The sequence below is a fragment of the Streptomyces sp. NPDC025784 genome (assembly GCF_055558435.1).
Map to the genome: position 1 here is coordinate 30,112 of NZ_JBVHMN010000034.1, position 17,857 is coordinate 47,968.

The following is a 17,857-nucleotide window of genomic DNA, read 5'->3' on the forward strand; positions in this document are numbered from 1 at the left end:
AAGGCCCCCGGCACGCGCGTAGGCGCCGGGGGCCTTCGGCGCGCACGGGCCGGACGCGCGGGGTCTGCGGGGTGCACCCTGCGCGTCCGGGCGGGACCCGTCGCCGGTCACGGGAACGGATGGGGCACGCGTCGCAGGTCCTCTTCCCGCAGCGGTGCCGGGACCAGCCCGGCACGGTACGGCGCGGTCCGCAACCGCCGCATGGTCAGGGCGCGTTGCCGCGACCAGCCGAAGTCGATCGGCAGCATCCCGGGCGCCAGCGTGGCCACCGTACGCAGCCCCATCCGGCGCTGTTCCGGGGTGGTCTGGTCGACGGCGATGACATCGCATCCCGCGCCGGCGATCAGGTCGCGCAGCAGCATCACGTCGTCGCGGAGGTCCCCGGTGCGGGGACGGAGCTCCTCCCATCCGGCGAACAGCTCGGCCGAAGGGGCGACCCGGGAGGGGGTGAGGTAGCCGTGCGCGTGGCGGCGCATCGCCGGCAGACCGAACAGTGCCGCGTGGTCCGGCAGCCGCTCGACGAGGCCGAAGTCGTCGACCATGGCGGTGAGTTGGGCCGGACGTTCGGCGACCTGGCGGGGCAGGTGCGGAATGTAGGTGAGGATCTCGGAGATCGCGGACTCCACCGCCGTCTCCGGGTCGAACGACGCGCCCGCGGCGAACGCCAGCGTGCCGAGCCCGTCGTCGCGGCGCACGGCGAGGCCGGTGACGACGGGCAACGGAAGGTCCACCCGGTTGTCGAAGACATGGACGTCGTAGCCCTGGAGGGCGGCGCGGGCCACCATTGCCCGCACCTGTGGTGCACGCACCGAGTCCAGGTCGATCTCCGGCAGGGTCAGACCGCCGTACCAGCCCAGCAGGAAGGCGTCCCGCTCGACGAGCTCCATCAGGCCGAACAGGACGGCCTCCTCCGGACTGCCGCCGGTGGCACAGCCGTTGGAGCATTCGAAGACGAAGTTGTCCTCCCGGGTGCCCGCGCTGTAGTACACGAGCCGGGCCGGGACGAGGACCGGGCGCTCGTCGCGCAGCGACCATCCGGTGACCCACGGGATGGGCCTGGCCGGATCGAACGGCGCGACCATCGGGTCCTCCGCGTACGTACGCGGCGCGTAGAGCCCGCAGTCACGCGGGTCCAGGGCACGGTCGCCCAGCTCGTCGAGGGAGGCCGTGACGACGGGTGCGCGATGACGGCGGTGCGTGCCCGCATAGCGTTCCAGCCCCTCCAGGAACGCCAGATCGCGGCTCCGGGCGAAGGAGTTGGCCTGGCCGCTCCATGTGACGTCGGTCAGCCCGGCGTATCCGCGCATGAAGACGCTGCCCGCGACCGGCGCGGTGGTGGGCGAGGTGACATCGATCCAGGTGCCGCCGCCGAGCACCCCGCACACCGGATTGGCGAGACCCTTCACCGGCAGCGGGTGGTCGGCGGGGCTGCACAGCCGGTAGGCGTCGGGACGCGGCTTGGGCCGGGACACCGGTGCCGTCAGGGCGGACTCCACGGCGGCCCGGCGTGTGGCTTCCTCCGTGAACGGCCGGCAGTGCGGGCACATCGGCTCCGGCACCAGTGGGAAGGTGCGCACCCGCAGTGATTCCAGGTCGAGTTCCGTGACCCGGGGCAGGACGGCGTCGGCGTCCTTTGCGGCGTGGCGGGCGGCCCCCGAGGCGATGAGGCGGTGCAGGGACCACACGGCGTCCACCGCGTGGTCGGGCAACGCGGGCCAGCGGCCCGCCGCGGTGGTCTCGACGCCCGTCTCCAGCGCCTCGCGCTCGGTGCGGGTACGCAGCCGCTGGCGCCGCATGGCCAGACAGGTGCCGCACGCGGGCCCGGCACCGGGGGAGCCGCCCCACGGGCCCAACAGCACGGCCTGGGCGGTGAGATGGACGGCCGTCTCGTGCGGGGACACGGACTGCCCGGGCGTCTCGCCGAGGACATTGACGTCGCCGATCCGGGAGACGGCAGGAGCGGGCAGGCGGGCCGCGGCGGCCCGGACCGCCAGGCGGTCCTGGAGATCCGCGCGGGCCGCCTCCAGGGGCGACGTGGCCGGTGCGGGCGCGGTGACGGTGGTCATGGCCGGTTGCTCCAGCGGAAGTTCCGGACGGCGACGAGTCCGAAGACCAGGGCGAACACGACGAGCCCCACACAGTCCACGGCGATGTCGCCGAGGTCTCCGCGGCCGCCCATGGCGTCGGTCAGCCCGTCGTTGAGGTAGTGCAGCGGCAGCACCTTGGCGACCGTGCGCAGCCAGCCCGGCATGAGGTCGTCGGGGAAGAACGAGCCGGAGAGGAAGGCCATCGGCACCATCACGATGTTGGCGATGGCCGCGACCGCCTCCGGGGTGTCGGCGACACTGCCGACGACCAGACCCATGGCGAGGAACGCCGTGACGCCCAGCGCGAGCAACGGCAGTGCCGTCCACCACGGCCCGTCCAGGCGCAGGCCGAAGAACGGCAGCAGGGCGACGGCGGTGAAGAGGACCGTCTGCACACCGGCGACGCCCAGCGCCACGGTCCAGCGGGAGGCGAGCAGGGTGCGCAGGGGGGTCGGCGTACGCCAGATGAGACGCAGCAGGTCGTCCCGGCGCCACTGCATGAGGGCGAAGCCGACGGAGAACACGGCGGCGTTGCCCACACCCCACGAGAGCACGCCGGGGGCGATGTAGTTGATGGACGACAGCCCGCCGTCGACCTCCTGGTCGTGGAAGATGAGGCCGAAGAGGACGAGGAAGGCCAGCGGAAAGGCGAAGGTGAAGAACAGGGTCGTCTTGTCGCGCACGCTCGCGACGTAGGTGGCCCTGGTCAGTGCGGAGTAGGCGCTCAACGGAGGTGTTCCTTTCCGGTACCGGTCAGGGACAGGTAGGCGTCCTCCAGCGTGGCGGTGCGCACGGTGACCGACTCGATGTCGACGAGGTCGCCGAGCGCGGTGAGGACGCGGTTGGCGGCGGTCGTCTCGATGACGAGTTCGTCGCCTTCGACGGTGGCCCGGTCCACTCCCTCCAGGGCGAGGGCGGCCTTGGGGGAGAGTCCGGCGGCGGGGAGCAGCAGCCGGGCGGGGGCGGCGAGGGAGCGGATGAGGTTGCGGGGTGTGTCGAGTGCGACGACGCGTCCGCGGGCGATGATCGCCACCCGGTCGCAGAGGGCTTCGGCCTCGTCCAGGTAGTGGGTGGTGCAGATGATGGTGCGGCCTTCGGAGCGCAACGAGCGCAGCAGTTCCCACAGTTCGCGCCGGGCCTCGGGATCGAGCGCGGCGGTCGGTTCGTCGAGGAAGATGAGTTCGGGTTCGTGGAGCAGGGCGGTGGCGACGGCGAGGCGCTGGCGCTGGCCACCGGACAGGTGGTCGACGCGGGCGTTCTCCTTGTCCGTCAGGCCGACGCGTTCCAGGGCCGTGCGCGCCGTGGCCTCGTCCATCCCGTAGAGCGCGGCGACGGTGCGCAGGTGTTCGCCTGCGGTGAGGCGGGCGAAGAAGGCCGAGGCCTGGGTCTGTACGCCGATCCGCGCCAGCAGGTCGGTGTCGCGCGGCCAGGGGCTCCGGCCGAGGACGGTGACCGTACCGGAATCGGCCTCGCGCAGACCCTCGACGATCTCCACGAGGGTGGTCTTGCCGGCGCCGTTGGGGCCGAGGATGCCGAAGAACTCTCCCCGGCGTACGTCGAGGCCGACGCCGTCGAGGGCCGTCACCTCCCCGTACCGTTTGGTCACGCCGTCCAGGGCGACGACCGTCTCGGACGCGGCGCGGACCTGGGCCACGCGTGTCTCGCTGTCTGGTGCGCTCATCTCGCCTTTCCTTGTCTGAGCCGACGGGTCCGGGACCTGCCCGGGTCCCGTCCCCGCGCGGGAGAGGTGCCCCGCCGGATCGATGGGGGGTGTGACCGGCGGGCGTTCCGGGGCAGTGGCCGACGGCGTTGCGGGAGCCGCCTCCTGGCGTCGTGCGCGCAGGGAGCGGCCGAGCACGCCGAGCGCCCACAGCAGCAGGACGGCGGCCAGGGTCGCGGGCGGCAGCCACCAGGACAGGGCCGCCAGGTCGTCCGGAAGGACAGCGCGCAGCGTGGCGCCCGCCGCCACGAGCAGGGCGACGCTCTGCACGGCCGTCAGCAGGGCGAAACCGCCGTACACGAGTCGCAGCCGGGGCGGGTACGCGGCGAGGCCCGGGCCGCGGCGGAAGGCCGCTCGGGCGGCGAGCGCCACGAACGTACGGCTGCCGTCCGCGAGGCCCGTGACGCCGACGGCGTGGCCGAGTGCCTTGTAGCCGTCCAGGGGCGGCAGCGGCAGGAGGTTGGCGATCGCGCAGACGGTTCCGAGGAGCAGCAGCGCGCCGAGTGCGGGGCGGGCCTGGGCGTCGGACGGGAGCAGCGCCCACACCGGGTAGAAGGGCACCAGGAACAGGAGGTTGGCGAAGGCCCCGGCGCAGGCGGTGGCGACCTTGCGGGCCCGGCTGCCGAGGAACTGGACGTCCTCGACCCGGCAGTAGAGGTAGCTGGCGCCGAGCACCCAGCGGAGCCCGATCTCCGTGACACGGCCGCCCCAGGCACGCGCGAACAGGCCGTGGGCCAGTTCGTGGAGCGCGAGGCTGCACCACAGGACGCAGCCGACGGCGAGCAGCACCACGGGCCGCCCGGTGGTCTGCCCGGTCTGCCGCCACAGTGTGCCCGCCTGTACGGCGACGGCGGCGAGCAGCGCGACGGCCAGTGCGCTGAGCAGCGTCAGCGCGACGGGCCGGCGGACGGGGGCGGTGGCGCGGTGCAGGCGGTCCATGAGGGCCGGTGCGTCGGCGACCAGCCTGGTGCGGCCGGCGAGGATGCCGCTGGGCCGGTCCTGCGGCACGGCGGCGGGCGGTGCGGCGGGTTCGGGGCCGCCGTCGAGAAGGCTGCGACTGTGCAGCAGCCCGAGCATCTGCCCCCACTGGGCCTCTCCGAGGCGGGTGCCGAACTCACCCGTGTACTCCCTGCCGATCTCGGCGAGGGTGCGCGTGCCGTCCAGCCGCGTGATCAGGAAGTGCTCCTTGGGGCCGACCTCCAGCCGGCTCCCGGTGCGCGGGTCCTTGAGCAGGTGGATGCGGGCGGCGCCGCGCACGAGGCTCGGGCCGAGGACCACGTCGGCCCGCACGCGCGGCCGGGCGGCGAGGAAGGCGTCCGCGGTCACTCCGCCTCCCGCGGTGCGCCGTCACGGAGGGCGCGGGCGAGGACGTAGGAGAGGAAGGCTTCGTCGCGGATCGTCATGCTCAGCCGGTTGTTGGTCATGTGCATGTACGGGGAGAGCAGCATGGGCAGGGCGTGTGCGGGATCGGTGGCGTGGATGTCGCGGGTGCCGTCCCAGGCACGGAAGGTGAGTTCGCCGCGGCGGGCCAGGTCCCCGGCCCGGTCGCGGAGTTCGGCGCAGTGGGCCGCCCAGCCGCGCAGGAAGGCGGGCAGCCGTTCCGGCTCGCCCTTGGCCACCGCGTCCCGGATGTGCCGAAAGCGTGCGGGGAGGCTGGCGCCCATGGCGTCGTAGGCGCGTTCGTAGCCCTTGTCGGCGGTGTAGTCGGTGCCGCTGAAGGCCGCGTTCCAGAAGGCGTGGTAGCGGTCGAGGAAGGCGAGCAGTGCCTCGTCGTCGGAGAGGAAGGTGCCCGACATGACCATCATCAGCTGCGCGGACAGGCCGAGGAGCACCGTGCGCAGGTGCAGGTTCATGCTCCGGTTCGCCTCGACCACCAGGTCGCTGGAGTGCTGGAAGTGCCACTCGGCGAGTTCGATCCCGGCGGCCCCGCCGTACTTGCCGTACTCGGGTTCGTAAGGGCGGTCCTCGAAGGTGTTGTTGGGGCGCAGCCGCATGCGTCCGTCGGGGCCGAGCAGCCGGGCGCGCTCCTCCTCCGAGTACTCCAGGGTGAAGAGGGTCTCGTAGAGGTCGGCGAGGAAGCCCTCCTTGACCTCGTAGAGCGCGGGGCGTTCGCGCAGGAACGCGGTGAGCGCCGCGTGCGTCCGCTCGCGGACGGCGGGTGCGTCCGCGGCCCGGGCGGGTTTGAGGCGCAGCCGCAGATGAGGGCCTTCCAGCCAGTAGTTGATGAAGAAGTACCCGGCAAGCAGGCCTTCTTCGGTGAGCGCGTCCACCAGGGGTTCGACGCACTGGAGGAGCAGCGGGCGGGGGCTGGCCGCATAGAAGACGTGGACGGCCTGCCACGCGCCGGTGGCGTCGTCGGGCGGCTCTGCGGGGACGGCGGAGGGCGCGGTGGGTGCGGTCACTGTGTTCCGTCCTCTTCGGGCAGGCGGGCTTCGGGCAGCGCGGTCGCGGACAGGGGAGCTTCGGGCAGGCCGGTCGTGGGCAGGGGAGGTTCGGTCGGGCCGCCCCCGGGTGTGCGGGCCTCGGCGCGGTCGCCTTCTGGGCGGTCGGCTGCCGGCGTGCTCACCGGACCGGGCAGCATCTCGACAGCCAGTTCGGCGACGTGCCGGCCGCGAGGCGAGGTGACGTGGAGTTCCTCCTCCCCAGGGAGCATCTCCTCGAAGACCGTGCGGGCGCGGGCACCGGCGAGGAGTCCTTCGAGGGCCATGAGCGACAGCGGGCTGTCGAAGTCGACGTACTGGGGCTTGGAGCCGCCGAACAGGCCGCTGTCCCCGCCGTCCGCGGTCAGGTGACGGACCGTCGCGAAGACCCGCGCGGGCAGGTGGTGCCGGGTGCGCCAGCGCTGCCAGCCGAGGTACCAGTCGCCGTCGCCGGTGTTCGGGGCGCGCAGCGGGAGGCTGCCGTCGGCGGCCGTCCACGAGCGCCGTTGGAGGACGAGGGCGTGGTGGCGGACACGGGGCCGGGCGGTGACGCCCTGGTCCTCTGGCCCGGCGGGGACGCCGCGCCACACGTCCAGCACGGAGCGGGCGGTGGGGGAGAACAGCAGGAGGGTCCGCGGGATCTCGGGCAGCACCATGGGGACGAGGTAGCCGAGGTAGAGCGGGACGACCTCGCGGGCGAGGCGGGCGGAGCGCAGGACGAGCCGGTCCGTGGCGACATCGTGCACGGCGTGCAGGTCGTCGAGGTGGATCCGGGCCTCCTCGGGGGCGGTGCTGTGCTCGCCGGGGCAGACGATCTCGTAGTCCGTGAGCCGGCCGTGGAGGTTGAGGTTGGTGGTGGCGGCACCGGCGGTGATCTCGGCGAACACCGCGCCGGGCGGCAGCAGTCCGCGCAGGTCCTCGCGCAGCGCGGTGGTGAGGTCGGTCCCGTCCTCGCCGTCGAAGCAGTGGGTGAAGCGGGTGAAGGGGAAGCAGAGGCCGCCGAAGGAGTTGTTGAGGACGACGAGGGGGTCGCCGTCGCGGCGGGCCAGTTGGAGGAAGTGGCTCTGCGGCTGGAAGGCGGGTGCGGCGCCGGCGAGCGCGTCCGCCACCTCGTCGACGGTGGCGTCGTCGAGGACGAACTCCTCGGCGTCGGACGGCAGTACGGACCAGTCGGCGCGGACCCGGGCGGTGAGGGCGGCGCGGGCCCGGTCGACGGCGGAAATCTCCGGCATGCCGAGCCAGTTCTCCTCGGGGGCGTGGCTGCCGTCCGGGAGGAAATCGTCCTTGGTGGCGGTGAACTGGACGTACTGCCGGAAGATGTCCTCGTGGAAGTCGTGGACCAGCCGCAGTACGTCCGCGCAGCGCCCGCCGCGTCCGAAGCGGGCGAGGAAGAAGCCCTTGAGCGTGAGCCGTTGAGGGAGGGCCACGTCGAAGGCGGGCAGGACACGCCCGATGGAGCGGAGCGGACCGGCGGCGAGCGTGGTCCACTCCGTGAGGCCGGCCGTGGTGGTGCCGGCGGACACGTCCTCGTAGACCAGGGTCTGCGGCAGCGTGGGGTGTTCGGCGCCCAACTCCGCCTGGAGGGCGAGGAGATCGCCGCGCAGGCCGGCGAGCAGGACGCGGCGGGTCGGCAGGTCGGCGTGAGGGTAGCGCGCGAGGGCGTCGGCCGGGCCGTCCAGCCGGGCGGCCAGCGCATCGGCCCAGGGACGCCGGAGGGCGCGCAGCGAACGCTGGAAGGCGGCCAGCGGGTCTCCGCTGTGCACGCCCGTGTCCAGATCGGGGAGTTGGAGCATCCCCAGGTCGCGCAGGGCGGTGAGGTACCGCTCGGCCTCCTCGTCACCTGCTCCGGTGGTGGTGGCCAGCCAGCGCGCCAGATCGGCGTGGCGCAGGACGCGGTCCTGGTCCCGCAGCAGGGCGAGCATGCCGTCGAGGGCGCCTTGGCGGCGCAGGAAGAAGAGGCGGTCCTGGGCGGCGTCGAAGCTGATGGGCGCGCTGTCGTCACCGGCCGTGACCGCCCGCTGGACATAGCGGACGCGATCCTCGTCCAGCTTCCAGCCGGAGGCCAGGGTCACCGGGAGGTCGGCCCGGCGCCGCGGATCGGCGGCGACGAGTTCGGCGAGGCGGCTGAGGACGACGACATTGAGCCGGGGATGCCCCGTCCAGTCGTCGCGGACACGGGTGGGGGCCGGGCCGTTCGCCGCGCCGGTGTCGAATGCGCCGAGGGCGACGCCGGTGAGGGTGCTGAAGGGACTCGTCTTGCAGGCGGTGCGGTACAGGTAGGAGAGCAGTGAACGCTCCATCTTGCGGGCCCGCTTGCCCGGTACGGGCGCGGGGTCGGCGGCGAACGCGTCGAGCCGCTCCTCCAGGGTGGGGGAGGCGAGGAGCAGGCCGCGCCGCAGCCGGTCGTCGCGGGCCAGTTCGCGCAGGGCGGCGCGGGTGCGGGCGAGCCCGGCGGCCAGGACGGTGTCGCCCTCACGGCGCAGTCGCTCCCAGCGGACCCGGGCGTCGAGCCAGGCCGCGAGGTCGGTTCCAGCGGTCCCGCCGAGGTCCGCGGCGAGGGTGCGGGCCGCGGCGGGATCGGCGGGAAGCCGGTTGTTGAACACCTGCCTGCGCAGGGCGAGCAGGCGACGGCGCAGCCCGGCGTCCTCGGTCCCGCCGACCGCTTCGGACAGCGGGTCGCTGAGGCGGCCGCCCAGCTCGACGAGCCGGTCCTCCTCGGCGGCGGTCCGGACGGCCCAGTCGGCGGCCTCGGGGGCGCGCAGCGCGAGGACGGTGTCGGCCGGCAGGCCCGCCACGCGGAGCATGAACCGGCTGTGCAGGCCCACTGGTTCGCCGGTGAGAGCGGTGTCCTGGGCCGGGGTGGTGGCGGTCGGGCTCACGCCCTCCCCCTTTCATGTGGGGTGTGCTGCCGCTCGGGAACGGCACGTCGGGCTCCCCGTGGGTCCGGGGCGGGGCTCGCGGTCACGGGGCGACGATGTCGTAGCGGTAGTCGGCGGGGTGAGGACGCTCATGGCCGATCATCATGATCAGCAAGGGGATCTCCCCCCGTTCGGCCAGACCGAGCTCCTCCTCGAACGAGACGCTGTCGAAGCCGAGTGCGACGCCGCAGGCGGTGCCCGCGGCGGAGGCGGCGGTGTAGACGGCCTGGGCGGTGGCCCCGACAGCGGCGTTGACGAGGCGGTATCCGCGGTCGCCGACGGCGTCCAGGACGGCGTGCGTGCGGGCGACGGGCACCAGGACGGCGGCGGCCTGCTCCACGTTGTAGTTGGCGAGGAAGTAGTTCTCCTGGAGGAAGGCTCCGAAGTCCCCGGCCTTCATCAGCACCAGCCCGCCGGTGTCCCGGTCGTACTCGTAGAGCCCGGCGGGCACGTCCCGCACGTGGTTGACGAAGACGTACAGCCGGATCAGGGGTGCGCCGCCGGGCGTCTCGGTGTCGCTGTCCAGGGTGCCCGCGGAGACGGCGGCGGCGAGCGCGGCGGCGAGCCGGTCGGCGGCGAGCGGTTCGGCGGCGGCGAACCGGCCGAAGCTGCTGCGCCGTTCGCGCAGCGCGCGGCGCACGGGTGTGTCCAGCGGCGCGGGGGTGGGCAGCGGGTTGCGCTCGCCGGGTCCGGCGGGCGCGGCGAGGGCGGTGTCCAGGATGCCGGGGGCGGGCCGGTCGGCGGCGCCCTCCAGCGTGGCGGCGTGGATGCGGTGCAGGGTCGGGAAGGACAGCACCCGGCGGGACTTCTCGTCGGGTGTGCGGCGCACGCGCGCGCCGGGCGCCGGCGGGGCGGGTGCCGCCGGGCCGGTGCCCGTCCAGCGCAGCGGGACGACGGCGAACACGCCGTCCTCGTCGGCGTCGAGTCCGAGCAGCCCGCCCAGGCGGGGTTCGTCGAACCAGAGGGCGCTGCCCAGACGGAGGCCGTGGGCGCGGGCCCACATCCGCCAGGTCTGGAGGAGGGCTCCGACGTCCATCGTGACGGCGTGGTAGCAGAAACTGTTGTACTTGAACGCGTTCTGCCAGAACGTCACCCCGAGGACGAGGAACTGGTCGGTTCCGGCGGCCTCCTCCCAGCCGCCGAGGGCCGCGCGGACCTCGCCGGTGACGTCGCCCGCGAGGAGCCGGGTGACGCGGTGGCGCGGCGTGTCGTAGTAGTACACGCCCGGTGTCAGCGGGCCGCTCGCGCCGGTGACCCAGTGGATGCCGACAGGGTAGAGGCCGCCCCCGGAGGCGGTGCCGCGCGACCAGTTGGCGTGGGAGTGGAAGGGCAGCGAGCCCAGGTCGGTGTTGGCCTGGACGGCGAGGCGGCGCCCGGTCAGACCGTAGGAGTCGCGGAGCATCGCGCCGAGCAGGGGCAGCGTGAACTCCCCCGTGCCGCGCTGCCCGAACAGTCCCCGGTCCAGGGTGGCGTCGTCCGCGCAGCCGCCGTCGGGCAGCGGGAAGGACGGGGCGCCGGGGAAGAACTTGCCCTTGCGCGGGCGGTCCGACCAGTCGGGGACGAAGTCGGCCGGCTCCATGGGGATCCTGCCCCGCCGCATCACCGCGGTCGCGTACTCGTGGGCGTATCCCATGCTCACTCCCTGTTCTGCTCGTCTGTACGGGGCGTCGGCGGTGGCCGCCGCGGGCTCGTGCCGGTGTGCTGGACGGCCCTGCGCGGGCACTTCCTCGAACGGATGGCGGCGGCGGGCCGGAGACCGGGTGCCGCGGGCGGGTGGTGCGGGGTGACCGGTCAAGGGAAGGGATGCGGCGCGGGGTTGAGGTCCTGCGGTGTCAAGTCGGCGTCACGGAGACCGGCTTCGCGGAGTGCGGAACGGACCCGGGGCATCGTGGGCCCGCGCTGCCTGCGCCACCCGAAGTCGATCGGGACGAGACCGGGCACCAGGACCTTGACCGTGCGGAAGCCGAGGGCGCGCTGTTCGGCCGAGGTCTGGTCGACCACCACCACGTCGAAGCCCCGCGCCGTCACGGCGGCGACGCAGGACTCCACGTCCTCCCGCAGGTCCGCGGACGGGCGCGGCGAAGCAGGTCCGGAGGCCAGCGAGTCGAGCGGAACCCGGTCGGCGTCCGCCCGCCCCTTCAGCAGGAAGTCGGTGTACGGGCCCATCTCGGGCAGCCCGTACAGCAGAGGGTGGTCGTGCAGGACGCGCACCTCGTCGAAGTCGCGCGTCATGCGCCGCAGCCGTTTCTCCTCGCGGGCCACCCGGCGACGCAGGTTGACGGAGTCGGTGGCGATCTCGCAGAGTCCGGCGGCGAGCGCCGCCTCGGGGTCGAGGGAGGCTCCCGCGCCGAAGCAGAGCAACCCCGGTCCTCCGTCGAGGCGTTCGGCGACGGCGGTCACCACCGGCACCGGAAAGGTGATGCGGGTGTCGAAGAACCTGGCCCGGTAGCCGTACATCGCCAGCCGGTCGACCATGGCGCGGGTCGCGGCCCGGGTACTGGTCGACGGATCGATCTCGGGCAGCCGCGCCCGGCCGAACCAGGCCAGCAGGAACGCGTCGCGTTCCAGTGTCTCCAGCAGCCCGTGGTGGACGGCCTCCGTGAGCGAGCCGCCCGACGCGCAGCCGTTGGAACTCTCCTGCACGAAGCGCCGCCGGATGCCGCCGGGCGCGTGGTAGTACGCCACCACCTCCGGTACGAGGACGGGCCGGGCGTCCCGCAGCGACCAGCCCCACACCCAGTCCACGGGGCGGTCGGGCGCGAAGCGCGGTGCGTCCGGTTCCGCGGCGTGGAAGGCGTCGCAGTACAGGCCCGTGACGCGCGGGTCGACGGCGGTGTCGCCGAGCTCGTCGAGGGCGGCGGTGACGACGGTCCTCCTCGCGCGGGCCCGCATCCCGGCGTAGCGCTCCAGGCCCTCCAGCAGGCCGACGCGGACACTCGTCGCGTAGGCGTCGGTGTGGCCGCCCCAGTAGCAGTCGCGCAGGTAGGCACCCGAGCGGGTGGTGAACGCGCCGACCGCGGAGGAGGTCGAGGCGGACGTCAGGTCGGGGGCGACGGACGCGCCCAGCATCCCGGTGACGGGGTTGGCGAACGCCTCCAGCGCGAGGTCGTAGGCGTCCAGAGGGCGCAGCCGGAAGCTGCCCGGAGCGTGCTTCGGGGTGGGTTCGAGCGCGATCCGGGCGGCTTCGGCGGTGTCGTCGGGGCGTGTCGCGCAGGACGGGCACTCGCCGTCGGGCACCAGCGGGAACCGGGACACGTGCAGGGTTTCGAGGTCCAGCAACCAGACCCACGGGTGACGTTCCGAGGGCGTCCGACGGGCCGCCGACGCGACGAGCGCGGCGAGAGCGTCCACCACGAAGGCGGCCTGCCACGGCGGGGTCCCGGTGACACGGGGATCCCCGCCGCATTCCAGGGCGTCGCGGACGAACCCGGCGCGCACCGCCTGCCAGCGGCGGGCCAGGCACTGCGGGCAGCCGGTGGCCCCGGCCGTGGCGCGGGGGCCGACCACGGCGTGATGCCCGTACAGGCCGACCGGCACGGTTCCTGGCGTGAACTCGCCAGGGTCGACGGCGAGTTCATCGCGCACACCGAGCGAGGTCACGAGTGTCGGCGGCATGCCGGGGTGACGCCCCGCGCGGTCCGTGAGGGCGGCGGTGAGTGCTTCGCACAGCGCGCTCCACGGCGCGGTGGACCCGGGTTGCGCCACGGCATCGGCACGCGGTGCCGGCGCGGTCTCAGTGGGCACGGTGCTCCCCGCGGGTCAGCAGGACGCGCACCGCGTGCACATGGCCGGCGGCCAGGTCGGGTGCGGCCACGGGCACCGCGTACGCGTCCCGTCCGGCGGCGGCGAGACCCTCCAGCACGGCCGCCCAGGTGGTGGTCGTCCCGGGGAGCGGCACGGGGTCCTCGACGACGAGGGTGGCGGCGTCCAGATCGGCCCAGAGCGGGTCGCCGGTGTCCGGCCGCCCCGCGGCGCGGGCCGCCTGTTCGGCCCCGAGCAGGTCGCGCAGCGCTTCCAGCACGGCGTCGCGCAGCCGCAGGCCGCAGCCGGTGGCCCAGCGCACCGCACCGGTCTCCGCGTCGGTGAGACGGGCCATGGCGACGGGCAGCGTGTTCCCGCCGGCGGCGGTGAGGTCGAGGACCTCCGCGGTGAGCCCGAGGTGCTCCGCCGAGCGGAGCAGGAACAGCAGCTCCGGGTCGTCGGTGCGCACAGCCGGGTCCACGACACGCACCGGCGCGCTGCGGTGCACGGCGCCGCGCAGCGCGTCGTGGGCGAGCGCGGTGCCCAGGGCGCGGACGAGCGCGGCGCGCGGGCTGCCGGCGGCGCCGGTACCGGCCGAGGAGCGTTCGAAGAGGCCCTGGTCGTTCCAGCCACCGAAGGTGCGTACCGCCCCGGCGGGCACCAGGACGGTCCGGCCGTCGAGCAGCGAAGTGGCCTCGGTCCAGTGGACGATCGCGTCGGCGGGCACGTCGAGGCCGCTGGAGACGGTGAGCTCGGCGGGCGTCACGCGTGCCCACTTGCCGACCGCGGCCTCCAGGGCGGTGGCGTCCAGGACCCGCGGCGGGACGACGTGCTCGGCGTACACCTCGGCGGCGCGGAACAGGGCGGTGAGGCGGGCACCGGCGACGTGGTGGACGTCGACCGCGGAGATCCGGCGCACACGGCCGGGTTCGAGGCCCAGGCGGACGGTGCTGATCTTGAGCGGGGTCTGCTCCCAGTCGTCGTCGGCGTAACCGGTGAAGACCCCGGCCCTCTCGTGGACGAGGACGTCCCGCTGCTCCAGGGAGGTGAGGGCGGCGCGGGCCGCGTCCTCGTCGGCGGCGCCGTCGGCGGGCAGGGCGGCGGGCGCGTCGTCCGCGTGCGGTGTGCGCAGTGCGTCGCCGGTGACGGGGAGCGGATCGTCCGCGCCGCCGCAGAACCGGCAGCGCGGGTGCGGCAACAGCGGTTCGGTCAGTACGTCGAGGGAGTCGAGGTCCTGCACGACGACCTGGTTGCGTGTCTCAGCCGGCAGTGCCTCGGTGACGAGGCGGAACACCTCGAAGGCGAGGAGATTGCCGAGCATGCCGGCGAGCGGGCCGCCGAGGGCGGCCGGGGGAGTGCCGAGGGGTGCGGCGGGGCCGACCGAGGCCCACAGGTGGGCACTGTCGGCAGGGTCGGCGCCGGCCCCGAGCCGCAGGGCGGCACAGGACCAGCAGCCGGGAGCGTCGCCGGTCGTCACGGGGCCGATGACGGCGCGGTTGCCGAAGGTCCAGGCACCGAGCAGCCGACGGCCGGCCGGTACGCCCTCGGTGAGCAGACGGATCATCTGGCGAGGTCCGGCCGCGCCGGTGACCAGGACGGTGTCCCAGCCGTCGAGTTCGTCCCAGCCGTACGTCTGCGCGGTCGGGGCGGGCAGCCGGGTGACGCGCGGGGCGCAGCCCGCGCCGTCCAGTTCGGCGGCCTCGGCGTCGAGGTCGGCGGTGCCCTCCACGCCGTGCAGTTCACGGCGCAGGACGCCGTGCGAGGAGTCCGGCTCGGTGACGGCGACGGCGGCGCAGCCGTTGCGCAGCAGACCGAGTGCGGCCCAGCGGGCCAGCGCGTCGTCGCCGAGCACGGCGACGGGGGTGGAACGGAATCCCAGGAACCGTCCGGGTGCGTCGTCGGCGTAGTGGTCGAGATAGTCGAGCTGATGCGCGAAACGCGCTGCGACCTGCGGCGGAAGGACGTCCGACGGTGGTTCGGGCGCGGCGTCCCGGGCGAAACCACGCGCGTAGAGCGCGCCCACGAGTTGGACCACCATGTCGCGCTGCTTGTCCCCCAGGCCGTCACACAGCTCCTCGACCCGTCGTCGGCCGTCGAGGTGAGGCACGATCAGCGCGGCGAACCGGTAGGCGGACCGGGTGACGACGTTGAACCCGCCGTGGGCGTTGTGGAAGAGCACACCGGACGGGGTGCGGGTGAACAGCACGTCCCTGCGGATGCGGGGCCGGGACCGCGCGATCTCCTCGTACGAGGCGGGAGTGTGAGCCATGAGTTCTGAAACCTCCGATGGGGGCGGGGGCGGTCAATCGGCCGGCGGCGGGGTCATGTCCGCCGGGATGTGCTGGGCGGCGACCGGGGGAGCGGTGCCGGCGGCCTGGACGAACAGGCGTAACAGGTCGTGGACGCGGTACCGGCCGGGCGGGCCCTCCTCCAGCAGTCCGGCGTCGACCAGGGAGCGCAGTACGGCGGTTCCGGGAGCCGCGGGGGAGGCCCGCCCGCGGGCCGCGGGCGCCTCGGCGAGCGCCGCTGCGGGCGGGGTGCCTGCCGGGGGAAGCGCGGGGTGTCCGTCGGGCGGTTCGCCGCGCAGTACGGCGAGTTGGAGGCGGCGCAGCGCCGGACCGGGTTCCACACCGAGTTCCGTGTCGAGGTGCGTGTGGATCCTGCGGTACTCGGCGAGCGCCTCGGCGCGCATCCCGGAGCGGTACAACGCCTCGATGAGCAGGACGGAGAGGCCTTCGTGCCCCGGGTGGGCCTCGACGGCCCTGCGGGCCTCGCCGATCATCTCGCGGTGCCGTCCCAGGCGCAGTTCGCCGTCGAAGACCCGCTCGACGGCGAGCAGACGTTCCTCGGAGAGACGCGGGACCTGGTCGCGGTGGAGCTCGTCGGAGTGGACGTTGCCGAGGAGCGGGTCCTTCCAGAGGCTCAGCGCGGCCCGTGCCAGGCGCAGCGCGGTCTCCGGGTCCGCGCAGGCCTGCGCCCGGGAGAGCAGGTCGCGGAAGTGGAGGAGGTCGAGGGTGTCGGCGTCGGCGTGTAATCGGTAGCCGCCGGCGACGGCCTCGATGGTCTGGTTCGCGACGCCGTACTTGGCGAACAGCCTGCGCAGCCGCAGCACACAGGTGTGCAGAGCGGCCTTGCCTCCCGCGGGCGGTGTGCCGCCCCAGACCACGCGCTGGAGGAAGCCCGGGGAGACGACGGCGCCGGGATGGAGCAGCAGCGCGGCGAGCAACGACGCGGGGCGGGAGGGCTGCAGAACGACCGTCTCGCACCCGTCGGTTATGGCTAACAGGCCCAGTACCAGGAACCGGGGGCGAGCGGGCGACGGTGCGGCGGCGAGCCGCTCGGGGAGCGCGCCCTCGGGCACGCGGGCATCGGTCTTCTCCACAGCCCCTCACATCGCACGGTAGGTGATGTATCAACGGCCTTGCGTGGAAGGGCCGTTGCACACGCTCGGGGTGCCGATCGTGGACATGACCGCTGCCGAGAGGCGAACTTAGATTGCGTATCGGACGCCCGTCCAGTGGTTGACGTCAAACATCTGGTAACACGTTAGGTAGGCAACGCCTCCCGGAGCACGCCCCGTTGGCGAGCGGGCCGACAGGGCATAGTCTGCGACGGGCGTTCCACGACAGCCCCCGGAACACCGCACTCAGGGGAGGACCCATGCCGTGGTGGGCGCTGATCCCGGTCGTCTCGATGATCACAGGGCCGGTGGCGCTGTACGTCATGACCCGCAACAAACGCCGGGCCGACGACACCGGCGAGCGGTACGACGAGCTCTCGCAGAAGTACACCGCGCTGCTGGAGGAGACCACCTCCGGCGAACTCCCGAACGGCCGGGGGCGCTACCCGGAGTCCCGCTGACCTGCGTCGGAGGACAGGAGCCGAGGAGGCCGTCCGCCGGCCGACCGCGGCGACGGGCGGCGGGGTGGCGACCATGAGCGTCCGGCCCGACGGCCCGCCCGACGACCGGTCCTGGCTGGGCAGGCCGATCGACGCCCGCCCTCTGTTCGGCCCGGAACTGGCCGCCCTGCTCGACCTGCTCCGCTCCCTGGGCCCGCGCGAATGGCACGGGACTCCGGTCCCGGGCTGGACCGTTCACGACCTCGCCGCCCACATCCTGGGCGACTACGAAGGGCGCCTCGGCCGGCGCACGGGCGAAAACCGGCCGACCTTCGCGCCCGGCGAGACGCTCGAAGCGTTCATCCACCGCACCAACCAGGAATGGGTCGACCTCCACACCGGCCACAGCCCGGCCGCGCTCATCGAAGCCCTGGAACAGGCCGGGACCGAGGTCACGGACCGATTCGCGGCCGCCGACCTGGATGCCACGGGCCTGGGCGTGTCCTGGGCCGGGGTCGACCCGGCACCCAACTGGCTCGATCTCGCGCGGGAGTTCACCGAGTACTGGACCCACCGTCAGCAGATCCGCCACGCCACCGGCCGCACGACGGACCCGGAGCCCCGGGCCCTCGCCCTGGTCCTGGACACGTTCATGCGCGCCCTGCCGCACACCCTGCGCGACAGCACCGCGCCCGTCGGGACGCAGGTCCAGGTGATCGTCGACGGGCGGGCCGGCGGCACCTGGACGGTGACCGCGACCCCGGACGGCTGGTCACTGGCCGAATCGCCGCTCGGCCCGCCGGCCGCTTCGCTGGGCATGGACGCGGAGACCGCCTGGCGCCTGTGCACACGCGGCATCGATCCGGGCACCGCGCTCGGCCGCTCCCGTACGCGAGGAGACCGGCGGCTCACCGAAGCCCTCTCCCGGATCGTGTCCATCGTCCGCTGAACGCGCCCTGCTGGCCGTCGTCCCCCACGTCGGGACGGACGCAGACGCGACTGAGCGCGCCCCGCCGGTGGGGGGGGGGGCCCCCCCCGGGGGGGGGGGGGCGGCGCGGGGGGGGGCCCCCCCCCCGGGGGGGGGGGGGGGGGGGCGCGGGGGGGGGGGGCGCGCCCGCCCCCCCCCCCCGG

General features: G+C 74.1%; 11 protein-coding genes. 2 read left to right on the plus strand and 9 right to left on the minus strand.

The window, feature by feature from the left end:
- Positions 1–107: 107 nt before the first annotated feature.
- From ACZ4IF_RS43360 to ACZ4IF_RS43400, 9 genes are all read right to left on the minus strand, one after another.
- Positions 108–2,066 carry a TOMM precursor leader peptide-binding protein gene (locus ACZ4IF_RS43360; protein ID WP_467574452.1) on the minus strand — a complete coding sequence of 653 codons (1,959 nt, stop codon included), beginning with the start codon at positions 2,064–2,066 and terminating at the stop codon, positions 108–110.
- Positions 2,063–2,815, minus strand: a complete 753-nt coding sequence (locus tag ACZ4IF_RS43365; protein WP_467574455.1) for an ABC transporter permease — start codon at positions 2,813–2,815, stop codon at positions 2,063–2,065. Before ACZ4IF_RS43365 ends, ACZ4IF_RS43360 begins: the two co-directional genes overlap by 4 nt.
- Positions 2,812–3,768 (minus strand): ABC transporter ATP-binding protein, encoded by a 957-nt coding sequence (locus ACZ4IF_RS43370; RefSeq protein WP_467574522.1) that lies wholly within the window; start codon positions 3,766–3,768, stop codon positions 2,812–2,814. The genes ACZ4IF_RS43365 and ACZ4IF_RS43370 overlap by 4 nt, the downstream gene beginning before the upstream one ends.
- A 1,361-nt stretch (positions 3,769–5,129) precedes the next feature.
- Positions 5,130–6,209 carry a lantibiotic dehydratase C-terminal domain-containing protein gene (locus ACZ4IF_RS43375; RefSeq protein WP_467574458.1) on the minus strand — a complete coding sequence of 360 codons (1,080 nt, stop codon included), beginning with the start codon at positions 6,207–6,209 and terminating at the stop codon, positions 5,130–5,132.
- The gene (locus tag ACZ4IF_RS43380; protein ID WP_467574463.1) at positions 6,206–9,106 is read right to left on the minus strand and encodes a lantibiotic dehydratase; all 2,901 of its coding nucleotides are present in this window, start codon (positions 9,104–9,106) and stop codon (positions 6,206–6,208) included. Before ACZ4IF_RS43380 ends, ACZ4IF_RS43375 begins: the two co-directional genes overlap by 4 nt.
- An 82-nt stretch (positions 9,107–9,188) precedes the next feature.
- Complete coding sequence (locus ACZ4IF_RS43385; RefSeq protein ID WP_467574468.1) at positions 9,189–10,778, minus strand: SagB/ThcOx family dehydrogenase; 1,590 nt, start codon at positions 10,776–10,778, stop codon at positions 9,189–9,191.
- 158 nt (positions 10,779–10,936) lie between these two features.
- Positions 10,937–12,889 (minus strand): TOMM precursor leader peptide-binding protein, encoded by a 1,953-nt coding sequence (locus tag ACZ4IF_RS43390; protein WP_467574470.1) that lies wholly within the window; start codon positions 12,887–12,889, stop codon positions 10,937–10,939.
- Positions 12,879–15,155, minus strand: coding sequence for a TOMM precursor leader peptide-binding protein (locus ACZ4IF_RS43395; RefSeq protein ID WP_467574473.1), 2,277 nt, complete (start codon positions 15,153–15,155; stop codon positions 12,879–12,881). The genes ACZ4IF_RS43390 and ACZ4IF_RS43395 overlap by 11 nt, the downstream gene beginning before the upstream one ends.
- A 33-nt stretch (positions 15,156–15,188) precedes the next feature.
- On the minus strand, positions 15,189–16,268 hold the full coding sequence (locus tag ACZ4IF_RS43400; RefSeq protein WP_467574476.1) for an AfsR/SARP family transcriptional regulator: 1,080 nt from the start codon (positions 16,266–16,268) through the stop codon (positions 15,189–15,191).
- 278 nt (positions 16,269–16,546) lie between these two features.
- Between ACZ4IF_RS43400 and ACZ4IF_RS43405 the strand changes: the two genes are divergently transcribed.
- Positions 16,547–16,747, plus strand: a complete 201-nt coding sequence (locus ACZ4IF_RS43405; protein ID WP_467574479.1) for a hypothetical protein — start codon at positions 16,547–16,549, stop codon at positions 16,745–16,747.
- Between the two features lie 73 nt (positions 16,748–16,820).
- A complete protein-coding gene (locus ACZ4IF_RS43410) occupies positions 16,821–17,675 on the plus strand; it encodes a maleylpyruvate isomerase family mycothiol-dependent enzyme (protein WP_467574482.1) in 855 nt (284 codons plus the stop codon).
- The last annotated feature ends 182 nt before the right edge of the window (positions 17,676–17,857 follow it).